The sequence below is a fragment of the Helicobacter sp. NHP19-012 genome, from assembly GCF_019703325.1.
GTDB lineage: Bacteria > Campylobacterota > Campylobacteria > Campylobacterales > Helicobacteraceae > Helicobacter > Helicobacter gastrofelis.
This window is the reverse complement of record NZ_AP024819.1, coordinates 1,377,849-1,394,726: the sequence shown is the minus strand read 5'-3', so window position 1 is coordinate 1,394,726 and position 16,878 is coordinate 1,377,849. Positions and strand designations below refer to the sequence as shown.

Annotated in this window: 17 protein-coding genes and 2 pseudogenes; 13 read left to right on the top strand and 6 right to left on the bottom strand. The window is 47.5% G+C overall.

What is annotated here, in order from left to right:
• The first annotated feature begins 350 nt into the window (after positions 1-350).
• The 9 genes and pseudogenes from K6J74_RS07130 to K6J74_RS07090 all read left to right on the top strand — a co-directional run bounded on the left by K6J74_RS07130 (position 351) and on the right by K6J74_RS07090 (position 7,872).
• Positions 351-1,394: a flagellar basal body P-ring protein FlgI gene (locus K6J74_RS07130; protein WP_221272624.1), complete on the top strand. Its 1,044-nt coding sequence runs from the start codon at positions 351-353 to the stop codon at positions 1,392-1,394.
• Positions 1,391-1,711 (top strand): hypothetical protein, encoded by a 321-nt coding sequence (locus K6J74_RS07125; RefSeq protein ID WP_221271719.1) that lies wholly within the window; start codon positions 1,391-1,393, stop codon positions 1,709-1,711. The genes K6J74_RS07130 and K6J74_RS07125 overlap by 4 nt, the downstream gene beginning before the upstream one ends.
• Positions 1,712-1,715: 4 nt before the next feature.
• Positions 1,716-2,719, top strand: a pseudogene (locus K6J74_RS07120) (sensor histidine kinase).
• A gap of 57 nt (positions 2,720-2,776) precedes the next feature.
• Positions 2,777-4,567, top strand: a complete 1,791-nt coding sequence (metG, locus tag K6J74_RS07115; RefSeq protein ID WP_221271717.1) for a methionine--tRNA ligase subunit beta — start codon at positions 2,777-2,779, stop codon at positions 4,565-4,567.
• Positions 4,567-5,064, top strand: coding sequence for a hypothetical protein (locus K6J74_RS07110; RefSeq protein ID WP_221271715.1), 498 nt, complete (start codon positions 4,567-4,569; stop codon positions 5,062-5,064). Before metG ends, K6J74_RS07110 begins: the two co-directional genes overlap by 1 nt.
• Before the next feature lies 1 nt (position 5,065).
• A complete protein-coding gene (locus tag K6J74_RS07105; protein WP_221271713.1) occupies positions 5,066-5,518 on the top strand; it encodes a hypothetical protein in 453 nt (150 codons plus the stop codon).
• Entirely contained in the window at positions 5,505-6,311 is an 807-nt protein-coding gene (cmoB, locus tag K6J74_RS07100) for a tRNA 5-methoxyuridine(34)/uridine 5-oxyacetic acid(34) synthase CmoB (RefSeq protein WP_260321581.1), read from the top strand. Before K6J74_RS07105 ends, cmoB begins: the two co-directional genes overlap by 14 nt.
• 11 nt (positions 6,312-6,322) lie before the next feature.
• Entirely contained in the window at positions 6,323-6,742 is a 420-nt protein-coding gene (locus K6J74_RS07095; protein WP_221271710.1) for a PaaI family thioesterase, read from the top strand.
• A complete protein-coding gene (locus K6J74_RS07090; RefSeq protein WP_221271708.1) occupies positions 6,739-7,872 on the top strand; it encodes a glycosyltransferase in 1,134 nt (377 codons plus the stop codon). The genes K6J74_RS07095 and K6J74_RS07090 overlap by 4 nt, the downstream gene beginning before the upstream one ends.
• A gap of 1 nt (position 7,873) precedes the next feature.
• Here the strand turns inward: K6J74_RS07090 and K6J74_RS07085 are convergent, their stop codons facing one another.
• The 6 genes and pseudogenes from K6J74_RS07085 to ggt form a co-directional block, all read right to left on the bottom strand.
• Positions 7,874-8,422 (bottom strand): YtfJ family protein, encoded by a 549-nt coding sequence (locus tag K6J74_RS07085; protein ID WP_221271706.1) that lies wholly within the window; start codon positions 8,420-8,422, stop codon positions 7,874-7,876.
• A 73-nt stretch (positions 8,423-8,495) separates the two neighbouring features.
• Positions 8,496-9,080, bottom strand: coding sequence for an HNH endonuclease (locus tag K6J74_RS07080; protein WP_221271705.1), 585 nt, complete (start codon positions 9,078-9,080; stop codon positions 8,496-8,498).
• Positions 9,068-9,847, bottom strand: a complete 780-nt coding sequence (locus K6J74_RS07075) for a DNA-methyltransferase (protein WP_221271703.1) — start codon at positions 9,845-9,847, stop codon at positions 9,068-9,070. The genes K6J74_RS07080 and K6J74_RS07075 overlap by 13 nt, the downstream gene beginning before the upstream one ends.
• A complete protein-coding gene (coaE, locus tag K6J74_RS07070; protein ID WP_221271702.1) occupies positions 9,844-10,431 on the bottom strand; it encodes a dephospho-CoA kinase in 588 nt (195 codons plus the stop codon). The genes K6J74_RS07075 and coaE overlap by 4 nt, the downstream gene beginning before the upstream one ends.
• Entirely contained in the window at positions 10,428-11,180 is a 753-nt protein-coding gene (locus K6J74_RS07065; protein ID WP_221271699.1) for a spermine/spermidine synthase domain-containing protein, read from the bottom strand. Before K6J74_RS07065 ends, coaE begins: the two co-directional genes overlap by 4 nt.
• Positions 11,180-12,852, bottom strand: a pseudogene (ggt, locus tag K6J74_RS07060) (gamma-glutamyltransferase). Before ggt ends, K6J74_RS07065 begins: the two are co-directional and overlap by 1 nt.
• A 101-nt stretch (positions 12,853-12,953) precedes the next feature.
• On the opposite strand from ggt, the gene K6J74_RS07055 reads away from it, so the two are divergent.
• The 4 genes from K6J74_RS07055 to K6J74_RS07040 are packed head-to-tail and all read left to right on the top strand — an operon-like array spanning position 12,954 to position 16,855.
• Complete coding sequence (locus K6J74_RS07055; protein ID WP_221271698.1) at positions 12,954-14,462, top strand: DNA polymerase III subunit gamma/tau; 1,509 nt, start codon at positions 12,954-12,956, stop codon at positions 14,460-14,462.
• Positions 14,462-14,881 carry a tRNA (adenosine(37)-N6)-threonylcarbamoyltransferase complex ATPase subunit type 1 TsaE gene (gene tsaE, locus K6J74_RS07050; RefSeq protein WP_221271696.1) on the top strand — a complete coding sequence of 140 codons (420 nt, stop codon included), beginning with the start codon at positions 14,462-14,464 and terminating at the stop codon, positions 14,879-14,881. The genes K6J74_RS07055 and tsaE overlap by 1 nt, the downstream gene beginning before the upstream one ends.
• Positions 14,874-15,596 carry an LPS export ABC transporter ATP-binding protein gene (gene lptB, locus K6J74_RS07045; protein WP_221271694.1) on the top strand — a complete coding sequence of 241 codons (723 nt, stop codon included), beginning with the start codon at positions 14,874-14,876 and terminating at the stop codon, positions 15,594-15,596. Before tsaE ends, lptB begins: the two co-directional genes overlap by 8 nt.
• Positions 15,596-16,855, top strand: coding sequence for an RNA polymerase factor sigma-54 (locus K6J74_RS07040; RefSeq protein WP_221271692.1), 1,260 nt, complete (start codon positions 15,596-15,598; stop codon positions 16,853-16,855). Before lptB ends, K6J74_RS07040 begins: the two co-directional genes overlap by 1 nt.
• Positions 16,856-16,878 lie beyond the last annotated feature (23 nt).

The window sequence follows — 16,878 nt, the reverse complement described above, 5'->3', positions numbered from 1 at the left end:
AAAACCCCTATGAGATTTATGAGAGACAAGAAGAGAAACTCTATCAAAAGAGAACATGGAGAGCTGTCTCTAGTGAAATGCAATCACGGCATGTCTTTAAGTTATAATTGAGACTTAGGGCATAAAAAGGCGTGCCTTGTTTAATTACTCCAAGCACCATTTTAGCTACAGATAGAGATTTACATGCACTTTAAAGGGGAATCAATATTCTTGCAAGGAATATTTTTAAGAATTCTCTAAGCTTTTATTTTAACAAATTACTCTATAATGGATCGTTCTTTTGAGATAGAGATGCAAGTGAATTGAGAGTGCTTAAGGGCTCTGTGAGATTAGGACAATTGGGTTGGGCTATGCTTAAAAAATGCGCTTGGGCTTTGTGCTTGTGTGGGGTGTTATCCACGGGCTTGCACGCTGAAAAGATTGAAGATGTCGCCAATATCGTGGGCGTGCGGGATAATCAGTTGATCGGTTATGGCTTGGTGATAGGGCTCAATGGCACGGGGGATAAGTCGGGCTCGAAATTCACTATGCAATCCATCGCCAATATGCTAGAGAGCGTGAATGTCAAGGTTTCCCCTGATGATATTAAGTCTAAAAATGTCGCCGCTGTGATGATCACCGCCACACTGCCTTCTTTTGCCAGACAAGGCGATAAAATCGATGTGCAAATCTCCTCCATAGGGGATGCAAAGTCCATAGACCATGGCGTGTTGGTGATGACCCCCTTAACGGCAATCGATGGCAATATCTACGCCATTGCACAAGGGAGCGTGAGTTTAGGCAATTCTAAAAACTTGCTCTCAGGCACGATCGTCAATGGTGCGACCATTGAACGCGAAGTCGCCTACGATTTGGCGCACAAAAATGGCATGACTTTAAGCTTAAAACGCCCCGATTTTAAAAACGCCGTGAAAATCCAAGAAGCCCTAAACGAAGCCTTTAAAGAACCCGTAGCCCTAGCCATTGACCCCAAAACCATTAAATTAAGAAAGCCCGCAAAGCTCACTATGGTGGAGTTTCTGGCCCTCATCCAAGAAATCAATATCAGTTACAGCAACCAAAATAAAATCATCATTGACGAGAAGTCGGGCACCGTGGTGGCAGGTGTGGATATTGTGGTGCATCCGGTGGTCGTAACGAGTGGAGACATTACGATTAAAATCACCAAAGAACCCCTAGAGCCCAAAAAGGGCAAAGCCAAAAAGGACATTACAAAGCTAGGACCTAACACCGCCCTAGACACTAAAGAGAACATTTTAAGCACCCCCAAAGCCACGATCGCTAGCGTGGTGAAAGCCTTGCAAAAAATCGGGGTGAGTTCTAAAAGCATTGTGTCGATTTTAGAAGCCATGAAAAAAAGCGGCGCGATCAGCGCAGAAATGGAGGTCATATGATTAAGAACAATTTAGACATTTACAACCAATACCTAGCCAATAAACTAGACGCAAACAAGCTCAAACACGCCAAAGGAGGCAAGCTAGAGGATCAACAACTCAAAACCCAAACCGATGCCTTTGAATCCTTGCTTTTAAAGTTCATGCTAGACACGGCGTTAAAACTAGATAACCCGCTTTATCCTAAGCAGGCGGGCAGTGAGATTTACCAATCTATGTATAAAGATTCGCTCTCTAACCAGCTCAGCGGGCATTTTGGTTATAGCGAATTGCTGTTTAACTTCTTAAAAGAGCAAGAGGCGCAGAAAAAGGGATAGCCTAGTGGATCAAAATATCCTAGACAATATCGGGGGGCAAGATAGACAGGAGCTGTTGCGACTACTCAATGAATTTATTTTGCAAAGCTATAAAGTTGAAAAAGAGTTTAAAGACTACAAAGCTTTATACGAGTGGGTGATCGAGATTTTGCCCCAAGCTATTTGGGTGATCAACGAGAACAAAAGCTTTTTTACAAGAACAGCAAGGCGATTGAGAGCCAAGAAGTTTTTGAAAAGGCAAAGGCTCTAGGTTTTAACACCGAGATCGAGCATGAGGGTAAAAACTATCTCTTTCAAAACAACAAAATCCAAGGCAAGGAAATCATCACCGCCACGGACATTACCAAACAAAAACGCCAAGAGCGGTTAGTGTCTATGGGTAAAATCTCCGCCCATTTAGCCCACGAGATTAGAAACCCTGTAGGCTCAATTTCGCTTTTAACTTCAGTGCTCTTAAAAAAAGTGGAGGACAAGACTAAGCCCATTGTCTTTGAGTTGCAACGCGCGCTGTGGCGCGTGGAGAGGATCATTAAGGCGACTTTATTGTTCTCTAAAGGCGTGCATGCTAATAAAGTCCCCCAAAGTTTGGGGCTTTTAGAGGACGAAATCAAAGAAGCCCTAAATCAATACAGCTACACCAAGGACATTAGCCTAAAGACCGCCATTGCGCCTATCAGCGCATCTTATGACTTAAGCTTGCTCTCTATTGCCCTGCAAAACTTTCTATACAACGCCATCGATGCGATTGAAGAGGGGGCTTGCGAGGAGGGGCATATCGAAGTGATTGCCTTTGAAGAAAATGAGTGGGTGGTGTTTCACATTAAAGACGATGGCAAGGAAGTTTTAGATAAAGATTTGCTCTTTGAGCCTTTTGAGACTACGAAATTAAAGGGCAATGGGCTAGGGCTGGCTTTGTCCTTGCAAGTCGTGCAAGCACATGGGGGCAAAATCACGCTCTTAGACACAGCAGAAAAAACCTTTGAAATCCGCATTTTAAAAGACTTGTAGCCGTGCCTAGTTTATGCTTTTGTGCTATGATAAGCCTTTTTTAGTCAAAGGTTTGCCATGCAAAAGATGTTAGTTACAACCCCCATTTACTATGTCAATGACAGCCCGCACTTAGGGCATGCCTACACGACTTTCATTGCCGACATGCTCAAAAAATACCACAGCCTGCAAGGCAAAGAAGTGTTTTTACTCACCGGCACAGACGAGCATGGGCAAAAGATCGCTCTAAGTGCCAGCAAGCACCATTTAAGCCCCTTGGAGTATGCGTCTAAAATTAGCCAAAAATTTAGGACAGAGTGGGATTATTTTAAAATCGATTACAACCACTTTGTCCGCACCACAGATAGCACACACGAGCAAGCCGTGCAACAAGCCCTTGACACAATGCTAGCAAAGGGCGACATTTATAAAGGCACTTATGAGGGCAATTATTGCGTGAGCTGTGAGAGTTTTACCACAAACAGCACCACTTGCCCAGATTGCAACCGCCCCACGAGCAAGGTCGCCGAGGAGAGCTATTTTTTTAGATTGAGCGCCTACCAAGAGAGGCTTTTGGACTTTTATAACAAGCACCCACACGCCATTTTGCCCCTGTTTCGCCGTAATGAAGTGGTGAGTTTCATTAAGCAGGGCTTGCACGATTTGTCCATCACCCGCACGAGTTTTGAGTGGGGCGTGCCCTTACCCAGGCACTTAAACGAGCCTAGGCATGTCGTGTATGTGTGGCTAGACGCACTTTTAAGCTATGTGAGTTCTCTAGGCTATGGCACAGACAATGCCAACATAGACTATGTCAACCACGCCCTACACATTGTCGGCAAGGACATTTTGCGTTTCCACGCCATTTATTGGGTCGCCTTTTTAATGAGCCTAGATTTGCCTATTTTTCAGCAACTCTGTGTGCATGGTTGGTGGCTCATTGAGGGGGTGAAAATGAGTAAGAGCATCGGCAATGTGCTCAACGCCAAAGACTTAGCCCAAAGCTATGGAGCTGAGGCTTTGCGTTATTTTCTTTTAAGAGAAGCCCCATTAGGACAAGACGGGGATTTTAGTGTCCAAGCCCTAATTCGCCGTTTCAACGCCGATTTAAGCAACACTTTAGGTAATTTAATCCAAAGGCTGGCAGGACTACTTAAACCCTTTAGTGGGGAGCTTAAGAGCACCCACACCCTTGAGTTTTACGCCCCCCTTTACACCCAGTGGCAGGCGCAATTAGAGAGTTTAAAGGGGTATTTGCAAGAGTTGCAACTACACCGCTATTTAGAGGAGTTGTGGCGTGTTTTTGAGGCGTGCAACGCCACAATCGCCAAAGAACGCGTGTTTTATCTCTACCCCGTGTTGCCCGAAAGTGCCAGTAAGCTCGCCAAGTGGCTACACATCAGTCTAGAGCCTAAGAGTTTTCAAGCGTATATGCAAAAAGACTTTTTACTCCCCGCCTTAAAGCTAGCCCCCATAGAAGCGCTTTATCCTAAGCTTGAAGAGGTGCAAGCCACAACCAAAGAAACCCCCAAAGAAGCCCAAAATGCCTACATTAAATTTGAGGACTTTAGCAAGCTAGACCTACAAGTCGGCACCATTGTCAAGGCTGAAAAAGTGCCTAAGAGCGATAAACTCTTGTGCCTACAAATAGACTTTGGCGGACGGGTGCGTCAAATTTTATCGGGCATTGCCAAATACTACAGCCCCGAAAGCCTAGAGGGCAAGCAAGTTTGCGCCCTTCTTAATCTGCCCCCCCGCCCCATGCTAGGGTTAGTGAGCGAGGGCATGGTGCTTAGTGCTAGCGATAAAGACGGGCTAAAACTCATCACCCCCCTAGAGCTTGTCAGTAATGGAGCAAAGATTGGCTAGTGGATGTCTGTGAAGTGGTGGCGGTTACAAAGGGGGTTTTAAAGAGCGAGCCTTTTGTGCGTGCTTTCACCCACACCACAGCTAAACTTTCTAGCGTGAAAAAGGGCTGTTTATTTGTCGCCTTTGAGCCGGCTTGTATTGAGGAGGCGGTGCGTCTTGGGGCTTATGGGGTGCTGTTTGAAAAACAAGCCCCAATCAGCGACCCCGAGATTGCGTGGATTTGCGTAGAGAACTTGCAAGAGGCGGTGTTTAAGCTCTTGTATTACAAGTTTTTAGACGCTCCCCTATCCCTTTATAAACTCTCTAGCCTAGAGATCGAGATCTTTAACAAACTTGCTAAGGCTCCCGGCGTGTGTGCCTTTGAGGGGGATTTTTTAGAGCTTTTAAATTTGGACTTAAAGGGCATACACACCTTGCTTTTAACCCACACCCCCCAAACTCACCCCCAAGAAATCGCAAGCACCCCCCTACACTCTCTTACAAGTGCAACTTTTTAGTTTGTCGCTGTGCTACAAGGGGCAAAGGCATGATTTAAAAATCTCAGGGCTATACGCCACAGAGTTAGCAAGGGTGCTAAATCTTTGTGAGAGTTTGGGGCTGGAGGTGCATTTAAGCCATTTAGGCACGCTAAGTCACATGCAACCGCATTACACCAACAAACGCCTAGAGTTATGCCCCTTCGGGCAAAGTGAGCGGATATTGATTTATGAAAGGCACACTACAGAGTTGCCCCGCATGCTAGACTTTGTGAGAACCACAGCCCCCTATCACAGGCTAGAAATCTTTAGCCAGGAGCCCCTAGAGCTCGCCCACACCCCCTATACAGACCTACAAGATTTGCAAAGCTTGCTGTGTGCTAAAGATTATTCGCTAGGCTTGGTGCTAGGCAATGTGCCTTTACAAGAACTTTGGCACAAACCCACAAGAAGGGGCTTGTTTGACCCGCTGTGAGGGCATCCATAGGGGCGTGCCTATTTGCCTACCCCCTGAATTATCTTTAGAGCAAGTCTATCAAGAGGCATTAGCCCTAAAGCCATGGCGCAAAGGACCTTTTTGTTTTACCCAAAACGATAAGGGCTTTTGCATTGACAGCGAATGGCAAAGCTACATGAAATGGGATTTAATCAAGGGGGCAATCAACCTAGAGGGGCTAGAAGTCGCCGACATAGGGTGCAACAATGGCTACTACCTTTTTTGCATGCAAGAGCAACGCCCTAAAAGCCTAGTGGGCTTTGATCCTAGCCCACTTTGTGAAAGACAATTTCATTGGCTCAATGGTTTTTTAAAGACCCCCATTCTTTACGAGAAACTGGGTGTGGAGGACTTACGCACCTACCCTAAACACTTTGATGTGCTCTTTTGTTTGGGCGTGCTTTACCACAGAAAAGACCCGCATAGCACGCTTAAAGCCTTGTTTATGGGCTTAAAGCCTAGCGGGGTGTTGGTGCTAGACACCTTGATTTATGACAGCCCCCTAGAAGTCGCCCTATGCCCTAGCACCTATGCCAAAATGTCTAATGTCTTTTTTATCCCTAGCCCTAAAGCCTTGCAAAATTGGGCTTTTAAGGCGGGCTTTAAAGAGTGTAGCCCCCTTGCCTTTAAAAGCACGGACACAAGCGAACAACGCAAAAGTGCGTGGATTGACGGGCTTAGTTTAGAGTCCTTTTTAGACCCTAAAGACCCTACAAAGAGCATAGAGGGTTACCCTGCCCCCCTTAGGGGGTATTTTATCTTGCGTAAATGAAAGGATGAGCTATGGAAACGCCGATTGAAGAGGGCTTGCTGGTTTGCTCCAAATTAGACCAAACCCTTTGCGCCGACTTAGTGTCCTTTGGGGGCAATAAAGCCACCGTGTGTTTCACGCCTAAAGAGTTCATGCTCTGTGAAGAAGACGTCGTGCATGCGGGCTTTATTGTGAGTGCAGCGAGTTTTGCAGCTTTGTGTGCGCTGAATAAAAAGAATAGCCTCATTTCTTCCATGAAATTAGGCTTACTCGCCCCCATTGAGCTCAAGCAAGAGGTGTTTTTTAATGCGGTGGTGGTGCATGCCAGCTCTAAGAAATGTGCCGTGCATGTGGAGGGGGAGTTTATGGAAATCAAAGTCTTTGAGGGGGATTTTGAGATTTTAGTCTTTGAGAAACGCCCCTTTAAATTCAATTTTAAGGAAGATCAGTGATTGTTGCCTTAGTAGTGGATAGTTTTGAGGACAAGAGCAACGGGACTTCAATGACTTGTTATCGCTTTTACCAAGCCCTAAAAGCAAGGGGGCATGAGGTGCGGGTGGTCGCGCCCTTTGTCCATGGCGATGGCTTTTATGGCTTGCAAGAGCGCTATATCCCCTTAGTTACCGAGATTTCGCACAAACAGCACATGATTTTTGGCAAGCCCGATAGAGAGATTTTAGCCCAAGCCTTTGAGGGCGTGGACATTGTGCATGTCTTTTTGCCCTTTAAGCTAGAAAAAGTCGCCGTTGAGGTGGCGCATAAATTAAAAGTCCCCTATGTCGGGGCGTTTCACCTACAGCCCGAGCATATCACCTATAATATGAAGTTACAAAACTTAGGCTGGTTGAACCGCTTTATCTTTTGGTGGTTTAAGCAAAACTACTACCAACACATACACCATATCCATTGCCCCTCCCCCTTGATTAAAGCCGAGCTAGAAAGGCATGGCTATGGGGGCAAAAAGTATGTCATTTCTAACGGCTTTGACCCCCTTTATGCCAAACGCCCTAAGAATACCAAGACAGATAACCTCTACCATATCATCATGATCGGGCGTTACTCTAATGAGAAAAACCAGCAGGTGTTGATAGAGGCGGTGCGTCTAAGTAAGTATAAAGAGCAAATCAAACTCCACTTAAAGGGCATAGGACCCAATCTAGCAAAACTACAAAAATGCGCTGAGGGGCTCGCCCACCCTGTGGATTTTGGCTTTTTAGAGCCTAAGGACTTACTCGCCCTGCTTTATCAATGCGATTTATACATCCACACCGCCGATGTGGAGGGCGAGGCGATCGCCTGTTTAGAGGCGATGAGTTGCGGGATTGTGCCTATCATTTCAGATAGTAAAATCAGTGCCACAAATCAATTTGCCCTAGACGATCGTTCGCTCTTTAAGTCCAACGACCCCAAAGACTTAGCCCAAAAGATCGACTATTGGCTAGAACACCCCGATGAGCGCACTGAGGCTGAAAACGCCTACGCCACCAGCGCACAAAACTACACCCTAGAGGACTCCATCCAAAAAGCCCTGGCCATGTATGCAGAGGCGATTAGGGATTTTCAGCACATTTATAGGAGTTAACCTACTCTTGCTGCAATTTTTTAGCCAAGTTAAGAACCTGCTGTATTTGGGCGTTGGTGAGCTTGCCCTCGTGCACAAAGCGCACCTTGCCCGCCTTGTCCAACACCACAATCAAGCTTTCTTGCTTTTTTAGATCCCACGCCTTTTGCACCACCCCGTCATTGTCCATCACCACTTGGCTATTGGGGTGTTGCTTTTTCGCCTTCTTGGTTTCCCCTTTGGCAAAAAGTCCCGTCCCCATGATGGCATCGTCTATGTTGACAATGTTCGTTGTTTGGTATTTGTTCTCATCAAAATGTGCGATCACGATTTTGTCCATGAGGGGTTGGTTTTCTGCCTTAACACTCTTGCGCCCCGCCATGTGTTGCAAAATCCGCACCTTGCCCACTAAGTTTTTGCTGTCCCACACCTTGTAATCTATGGAATTGCCATGCAAGATGATTTCGCCCTTGTCTTGCACCACCACTTCTTTTAAGGGTTGGTTTAACACAATGTTTGATCCCCACGCTACACCCAACGCTACAAATAGACTTCCAAATATCCTTTGCAAAACACGCCTTTAAATTGGAATAAAGAGGCATTATACACCTTTTAATCCTTGAGCTCAAAGAGCTCTTACAAGATTAATCTTTGTGGGGTTTTTGCCACACCACATGCCCATTAATGCCATGTTTTTCATACACGCTAAGCACTTCTTCTAAAAAGGCGACTAGCTCCATCTCGCCCGCCTCTTGTGCGCTCTCAAGCAGGCGTAGAAACATTTTCTTACCCGTCTCTGTCTGATTAAAATTCTTTTTTAAGAAATTATGCCTAGCGCATAAAGTTTGCCCGTTTTCTAAAGTGGCTTTGCCCCCTAAGTCTTTAGGTTTGATGTGATCGACATGCAATTCTACCCCCTCTTTTTCTCCAGCCCCGCAAATTACACAAGCATACCCGTCCCTCTCTAGGATTTGCTTTTTTAAAGCCGGGGTAAAGTCCTCTAAATTGGGGTGCAAGGTGAAATTAGGATCGTAACGATACACACCCTTAGAAACCTTGATTAATTTTCCTTGTTGGTGCAAGGATCGAATCCCTCGATCTGGGTCCCTAAACACCTTGCCTGTGCGCTCTTTGTATTCTTTCACCACCCAATCCACCACCTCTGGGTGGGCGATGTCTCTATTAGGATTTGCCTTAAAAAACTCCATAATTAAATCTAACTGCCCCATAAATTCCCCTCTTTTGCCACCTCTTTTAAAAACCGCTCTTTGGCGAGGGCGCAGTAAGTGCTATCTAGCTCTAAACCCACAAAGGCGCGTTTATGTAGGTGGGCTTCAAGCATGGTCGTCCCACTCCCGCTAAAGGGATCGCAAATGGTGTCGCCCACAAAGCTAAAAAGTTTAATGCAGCGACGGGGCAATTCTCTAGGGAAGGGGGCAGGATGACCTATGCGCTTTTTGGACTCCCCATTAAACTGCCAAAGCCCATTCGTCCAAGCCATAAACTCCTCTTTGCTCATGTCGCTTTCCCCCTTGTGCATTTTACGCCATGTGCGTTTGTAAAAAAGCACGATAAGCTCCACGGGGGCGATGACATAGGGGGCAGATGCGCTAAGCCAGCTGCCCCACGCCGTGCGTCTAGAGATGTTGCCCTCGTTCCAAATGATGGTGCTGTGATAAAGCCAGCCCACTTTTTTAGCTAAGGTGATTAAATCCGCCCCCACGCTCTGCTGTCCGCCCTTGTTTTTATCAAGGGGGATATTCAAACACAGCCGCCCACTATCCTTGCTCCATAAATAGACATTTGTAAGCCAAGTGCGGCTAAAATCTAAATACTCCAAATAACTTTGGCTGTCCTCACTGCCGTTGTAGGCGATCCCCACATTGTAGGGCGGGGAGGTGATGGTGCAATCTAGGCTCTCTTTTTCTAAGGCTTTGGGGTCTAGGGCGTTGGCGTGGTGTAAAGAGACGTTCTCGTGGCTGAAGTAAAGGCTCATAGATTCTTTAAAAAAGCTTCAACTTGGATTTGCAAGTGTTTTAAGTCCTTGGAGTTGTCTAGGATGTAGGAGCTTAGGGCACGCTTGGCTTCAATGTCCATTTGGGCATTTAGGCGTTTTAAAATCTGCTCTTGGCTTAGTTTGTCTCTCTTAGCCACCCTTTGCATTTGCACCTCTCTAGGGGCATAGACCAAGACGATTTGCGAAATGGCATAACTCTTTTGCCCTTCGATCTCAAAATACAGCGGGATGTCTAAGAAATAGGGCTTTTGGCTCTGCTCTAGGCTGTGGGCTTGTTGCAATAAATCTAGGCGGATCTTGGGGTGTAAAAACGCCTCAAGGGCTGCCCTTTTGGCTGGGTCGCTAAAAACAAGCGTGCCTAGTTTGGGGCGTGAAACTCGCCCCCCCTCGCTAATGCCCTCGCCAAAAATTTCAATCAACTCCTTTGCGTGCTTTTCTAACAAGGCATGGGCACTCTTGTCTGCGTCTATGATGGTATGCCCGTGCAAGGCAAGCAGGCTAGCCACGGTGCTTTTGCCCGTGCCTATGCCTCCGGTGAGCACAAAAGCGTGTTTTAGACTCAATTTTTAAATAGCCCTAAATGGTCTTGGTGTAGCCATTGAGGCTGGGCAAAGGCGGCGGTGTGGATGTCCTCGTTGTAGTGGCGTAAGCCCTCAAGCATATCCACCCTTTGCAAGATCAAATCCGCTAGGGGGTGGGCTTGCTTGGAGGCAAAGAAATAATGCGTGCTAAAGGGTGCATAGGGGCTAGAAAAGGGCATTAGAACACTAAAGTGGGGGGCAAGCTCTTGCACGCTTGTTTTAAAGGCTTGTGGCTCTACTAGGGGGCTTGGCGCACTGGTAATTAAAATCCCCTCAATGCCAAGCATGCGCTGCAAGCCATCGATTTGGTGGGCGTTTAGAGGGCTTAAAGAGAAGATCAGGTCATATTTTTTCACCTCTAAATCGAGGATTTTAGAAACCTGCTTGAAGTGGGGATTGGTTTTGAGTGCATCCAAGTGGGGTAAGAAGTCTTTTAAATTCTCTAGCAAAGTTCCCTCTTCTTGCACAAAATCCACTTTTAAGTGCTCATGGCGCAACAACTCAAAGGCGATTTCTATGTTAAAACCCCCTAAAATCAAAGACTCTTTAGGGTGTGGATGCGTGCAAGCGGCGATATGGGCTAAAAGCTCGGCTTCTAAATGGGGGAAGTTTTGCAAGAGTAACCCCCCTTGTTGCCCCGTGATTTGGGCGACTTGCCCCATTTTTGAGCTATAAAGCATGGCTTGACAACTTTTGCCCTCTAAGGTTTTTGTCGGTTCAAACGCAAACATTAAAATTCCTTGCGGGGGTCGTGCGCGCCATACATCATGTGGCTCTTAGAGTTGATCACAATTGCGTTCACATCGCCCATCACGGGTTTAACCACAATGTGGTAGCCCATTTTTTCTAGGTTTTCTTGCACATCTTTAACCATGCCAAAAGGTTCGGTGCGGATTTCATCGGGCAACCATTGCATATGAAATCGTGGGGCACTCACGGCTTGAGAAATATCCATTTTATGGTCGATCACATTGCTGATCACCTGTAACACCGTGGTGATGATGCGTGCGCCCCCGGGGCTGCCCACCACCATAAAGACCTTGTTGTTTTTCAGAACAATAGTGGGCGACATGGAGCTTAGGGGGCGTTTGTTGGGCTCAATGGCATTAGCCTCTCCGCCCACAAGCCCGTAAAGGTTGGGTGTGCCCGGTTTTATAGAGAAGTCGTCCATTTCGTCATTCAGCAAAAAACCCGCCCCATTCACGGCGGCGGCACTGCCGTAGTAGTTGTTGATGGTGTAGGTGATGCTCACCGCATTGCCCCACTTATCCGCCACAGAGTAGTGTGTGGTGTTCTTGCCCTCGTGCAGCTGCCCTAGCCCGGGGTTGATTTGGCTGCTGGGTGTGGCTTTGTCTGGTTGGATATGTGCGTAAATTTCTTTGGCGTATTCTTTGCTGGTGAGTTTTTCTAGAGGGATGGCGATGAAGTCAGGGTCTCCCATATACACGGAGCGGTCGGCGTAGGCTTGGCGCATCGCCTCTGCCATGATGTGGATGGTTTGGCTAGAGCCAAAGCCAAGTTTATGCAAATTGGCGTTCTCCATAGTGTTTAAAATCTCAATCACATGTGCCCCACCTGAGCTGGGTGGTCCCATTGAGATGATTTTATAGCCCCTATAACTACCGACCACAGGTTTACGCCACACCACATTGTAGGTAGCGAGGTCTTTTTTGCTGATGATCCCACCATTTTTGCGCATGTCATCCACGATCAAATCCGCAATTTTGCCCTTGTAAAAGGCATCTGCGCCTTTATCCCTAATGAGCATTAGGGTTTTGGCTAGGTCTTTTTGCACAAACAAATCCCCCTCTTGGTAAGCCACCATGCCCTTTTTTAGAAAGTATTTGCGACTGCTGGCGTATTTGGCAAAGCGGGGCTTGTTATCAAGCATGGTTTGCCCCTGCCTTTGAGTGAGCCTAAAGCCATTTTGGGCTAAGTCAATCGCTGGCTGTATAAGGGTGGCAAGCTTGCGGCTGCCGTATTTTTACGCAATGCCTCCAAGCCCGCCACGGTGCCGGGCACGCCTGCGGCCAAGTAGCCATCAGTGCTTAGGTTAGGCACAACGTTGCCTTTTTTATCTAAGTACATGTTTTTTGTGGCTTTTAGGGGGGCCTTTTCTCTAAAGTCTAGGGTTACATTCTCCCCATTGGCTAGGTGGATCACCGCAAAGCCGCCTCCGCCCAAGTTGCCCGAAGAGGGGTGCACCACCGCTAAAGCGTAACCAATCGCCACCGCCGCATCAATGGCGTTGCCCCCCTCATCTAAAATCTTTTGCCCCACTTTATCAGCAAGGGCATGGCTGGTTAGGGCTAGAGCCCGCCCCTTAATGGGGGGGTAGGATGCTCCAAAAACTAAACTCGCATTGATAACAACTATTGCGCATAGACGCATCAATACACGCATATTTGCCTCCAAAAAGTTCAATAAAGCCGACATTCTAGCATGAATTACTTGAGCCAAGCCCTCATGCAAATTAGGCTATAATGTTGCATTCACTTTAAAGGATGCCCTTGAGTCTTGCGCTGAAATACCGCCCCAAGCATTTTAACGAATTGGTGGGGCAAGAGAGTGTTGCCAAAACTTTAAGTCTAGCCTTAGAGAGTGGGCGTTTGGCGCACGCCTATTTGTTTAGTGGGCTTAGGGGCAGCGGCAAGACGAGCAGCGCGCGCATTTTTGCTAGGGCTCTGCAATGCGCTAAGGGGATTAGTGCCACGCCTTGCGACTCTTGCCCCTCTTGCGCAGAAAGTTTGCAAGGATCGCATTTAGACACCATAGAGATGGACGGCGCGTCTAATCGGCGGATTGAAGATGTGCGCGGCATCATCGAGCAGAGCAAGTACAAACCCTCGCTAGGCCGCTTTAAAATCTTCATCATTGACGAAGTGCATATGCTCACTAAAGAAGCCTTCAACGCCCTATTAAAAACCCTAGAAGAGCCCCCAGCCCATGTCAAATTCATTCTAGCCACCACAGATCCCTTTAAATTGCCCGCCACCATTTTAAGCCGCACGCAGCAATTCCACTTTAAAAAAATCCCCCTTAAGGCGATCGTGGCGCATTTGAAGTTGATCTTTGAAAAAGAGGGTGTAGACTATGAAGAGCCAGCCTTAGAAATGTTAGCCCGCAGTGGAGGTGGGAGTTTGCGCGACACTTTGACCCTAGCCGAGCAAGCCATAAGTTTTAGCAACCAAAATGTGAGCGCCCTAGCCACAAGCCAAATGTTAGGGCTTGTAGACAGCAGAGTTTTAGAAGAGTTTTTTAGCGCCCTAGTGGCAGGCAAGAGTGTAGAAAATTTATTGCAAAGTCTAGCCGAATACGACACGGCTATGGTGTTAGAAGAGATGGCGCGTTTTTTAAAAGAAGCCATGCTTAGCCAAAAGTTGCCCTCAGGCGTGCTTGAGCCGTTCATGAGCGCAATTGCGCAGGCGCAACCCCTGCTCAACTATGGGGCGGATGGGGATTTTGTGCTGGCTTTAAGCACGCTTAAAATGCAAGCCAGCTTACAACAGCCCCAAACCGCCCAAGCACAGCCCACACAAATAGCCACACCAAAAACCACCCACCAAGCCCCACAGCCACAACAAGCCACGCCCCATCCACAGCCCACGCCCACAACCCAAGCCCTCCAAACCGCCCACAAAAACCCAGCCCAAAGCACACGACCCCCGCAAGCCGACCCTAAAGAGTTGTTTAAACAACTCATTGCCAAGATAGAGAGCACAAATACAAAATTGGGCAGGGTGTTCAGGGAGCTTTTGGTGTTTAAGTCCTTTGATAATGGCATTTTATTCTTGCACTCTAACGCTGATGAGAGCGCAAGTTTGCTTTTACGCGAGCATTATAAAACCTTGATTGTGCCCTGCTTAAAAGAGGTCTTTGGGGCAAACGCCCGCATAGAAACCGACAAATCCAAGCCAAAACCCCTAGAGCAGTTTAAAGAGAACAACCCCTCCTTAATGCAAGCCATGCAGGATAACCTCGGCACAACCGATGGCAAAGTGGAGGATTGCTAATGTTAGACATGCACGCCACCCTCGCCCAAATCCCCCAAGTGGTGCAAGCTGTGCAAGCGCATTTAGGCACGCATAGTTTGGTGTTCTTGCAAGGGGATTTAGGCAGCGGTAAGACCACTTTCGTGCAGCACTTTTGTAAAGGATTAAACGCCCCTCTAGCCACTTCGCCCACTTTTAGCCTGCTACACACCTACAAGACCCCCAAGCTTTGCATTTACCACTATGATTTTTACTTAAAAGGCTTTGAAGAGCTGCACGCTTTAGGGGTGTTGGAGAACTTGGAGCAGGGGGGGGTGCACTTTATAGAGTGGGGGGATTTACCTTTGTTGTCTTGGCTTAAATCCTGCGGTTTTAGCCCCCTCATCTTAAGCCTTAAGCGCCACGATGAAACTTGCCACTACAAGCTAATGCATGGATAAACTCAAAGCCGAGAACTTAAGCAAGCAAATTAAGAAAACCAAAATCGTGCATGATGTGTCTTTAGAGGTGGAGAGCGGGCAGGTGGTGGGTTTGCTTGGACCTAATGGGGCGGGCAAAACCACGACCTTTTATATGATTTGTGGGCTCTTGCAACCCAGCGGGGGCAAGGTGTATTTGAACGACATTGATTTATCTAGCTACCCCCTGCACCAACGCTCGAATATGGGCATTGGCTACCTGCCCCAAGAGTCGAGCATTTTTAAGGATTTGAGCGTGCAGGATAACTTAATGCTCGCTGCCCAAACAACTTTTAAAAGCAATAAAGAGGCGCTTGAGCGCATTGAAGAAATGCTCGATGCCTTCAATATCCAAGCCATTAGGGAGCGGCGGGGGATGTCTTTAAGTGGGGGGGAGCGGCGCAGGGTGGAGATTGCACGGGCTTTAGTGAAAAACCCCAAATTTATTTTACTAGACGAGCCCTTTGCGGGGGTGGATCCCATTGCAGTGTTAGACATACAAAAAATCATAGAACACTTGGTGGAGATGAATATCGGGGTGCTCATCACTGACCACAATGTGCGCGAAACTTTGAATGTGTGCCATAGGGCGTATGTGATCAAAAGTGGGGCCTTGCTAGCAAGCGGGAGTGCGGCACAAATTTACGACAACCCCTTAGTGCGTAAATACTATTTAGGGGAGAATTTCAAGGCTTAATGCTGCGCGCCCGCCCCAATCTTAAAAATAAACTCTCCGCCACCCTTAAAAGCTGGCTGCCTATTCTACAAAGCGACCCTTTAGAGATTGAAGAAACTTTACTAAACTGCGCCAAGGACAACCCCTTCGTGCGGGTGCAAAGCGGCATGCGCACGGACTTTAGCAGCCATAAGTTTTACAAGCCCCCCAAAAACGCCCTAGGCGATCAAATCGAGCGCCTAAGTGTGCGCCCAAAGAGCCTACACGAAACCTTAAACGAACAGCTCTTGCCCCCCCTCTTTCCCACCCCCATGTCCTTAAAAATCGCCACCGACATTATCGAAAATTTAAACCCAGAGGGGTATTTTGAGGGCGACACACAGGCGCAGGCGCTGAACTTAGGCGTGGAAGTTGCCGACTATGAGAAGGTGCGCCAACGCTTTGCCTATTTAGACCCCCCGGGTGTGGGGGCGTGCAACTTGCTAGAAAGTTTTGCCTTTCAGCTTGCCCAGCACGAGGAGCTAGACACACCCACCTATGAGCTGTGTGCCCGCATTTTAAAGGATTTAGAGCAACACCAACAGCACCGCCACCACCCTCTATATGCCAAAGCCATGCAGGTCATCACTTCCTTTAAAAACCCCCCGGCCCTAGAGTTTGGTGAGAGTTTGCCCCCCATTATCCCCGATATTTTGGTGCTAGAGGAGGACGGAGACATTAGCGTGCAGCTTAACGAGGGCTATTACCCTAAAGTCGTGCTCGAGCAGGGCAAAATCGCCGCAGACAATGGGTATTTAAAAGAAAAGCTTAAAGAAGCACGGGACTTGGTGGATGCGCTGCAAATGCGCCACCAAACGATCCAAAAAATTGGGCTCATGCTTGTGGAGTATCAATACGACTTCTTTAAAGGCGGGGCGATCAAGCCCATGCGTTTAGTGGACCTTGCCGAAGAGTTTGGCTATGCGGCCAGCACCATTTCACGGGCAATTTCTAATAAATACTTGGCGTGCAATCGGGGGGTCTTTGCCATTAAAAGCTTTTTTGCCACTGCCCTAGAGGGCGATGTATCTAACGCCGCCATTAAAGAGTTCTTGCTGGAATTGATTAACAAGGAGGACAAACAGCACCCCATGAGCGATTTAAAGATTTTGGAGCTTGTGGAAAAGCAATTTGGGCTAAAGATGGTGCGCCGCACCATCACCAAATACCGCAAACTTTTAAATATCGCCAGCTCCACTGAGCGCAAAAAGCTCTATGGCATGGCGTTGGATTTAACATAGCATGCTAGAATCACCGCTTGCAA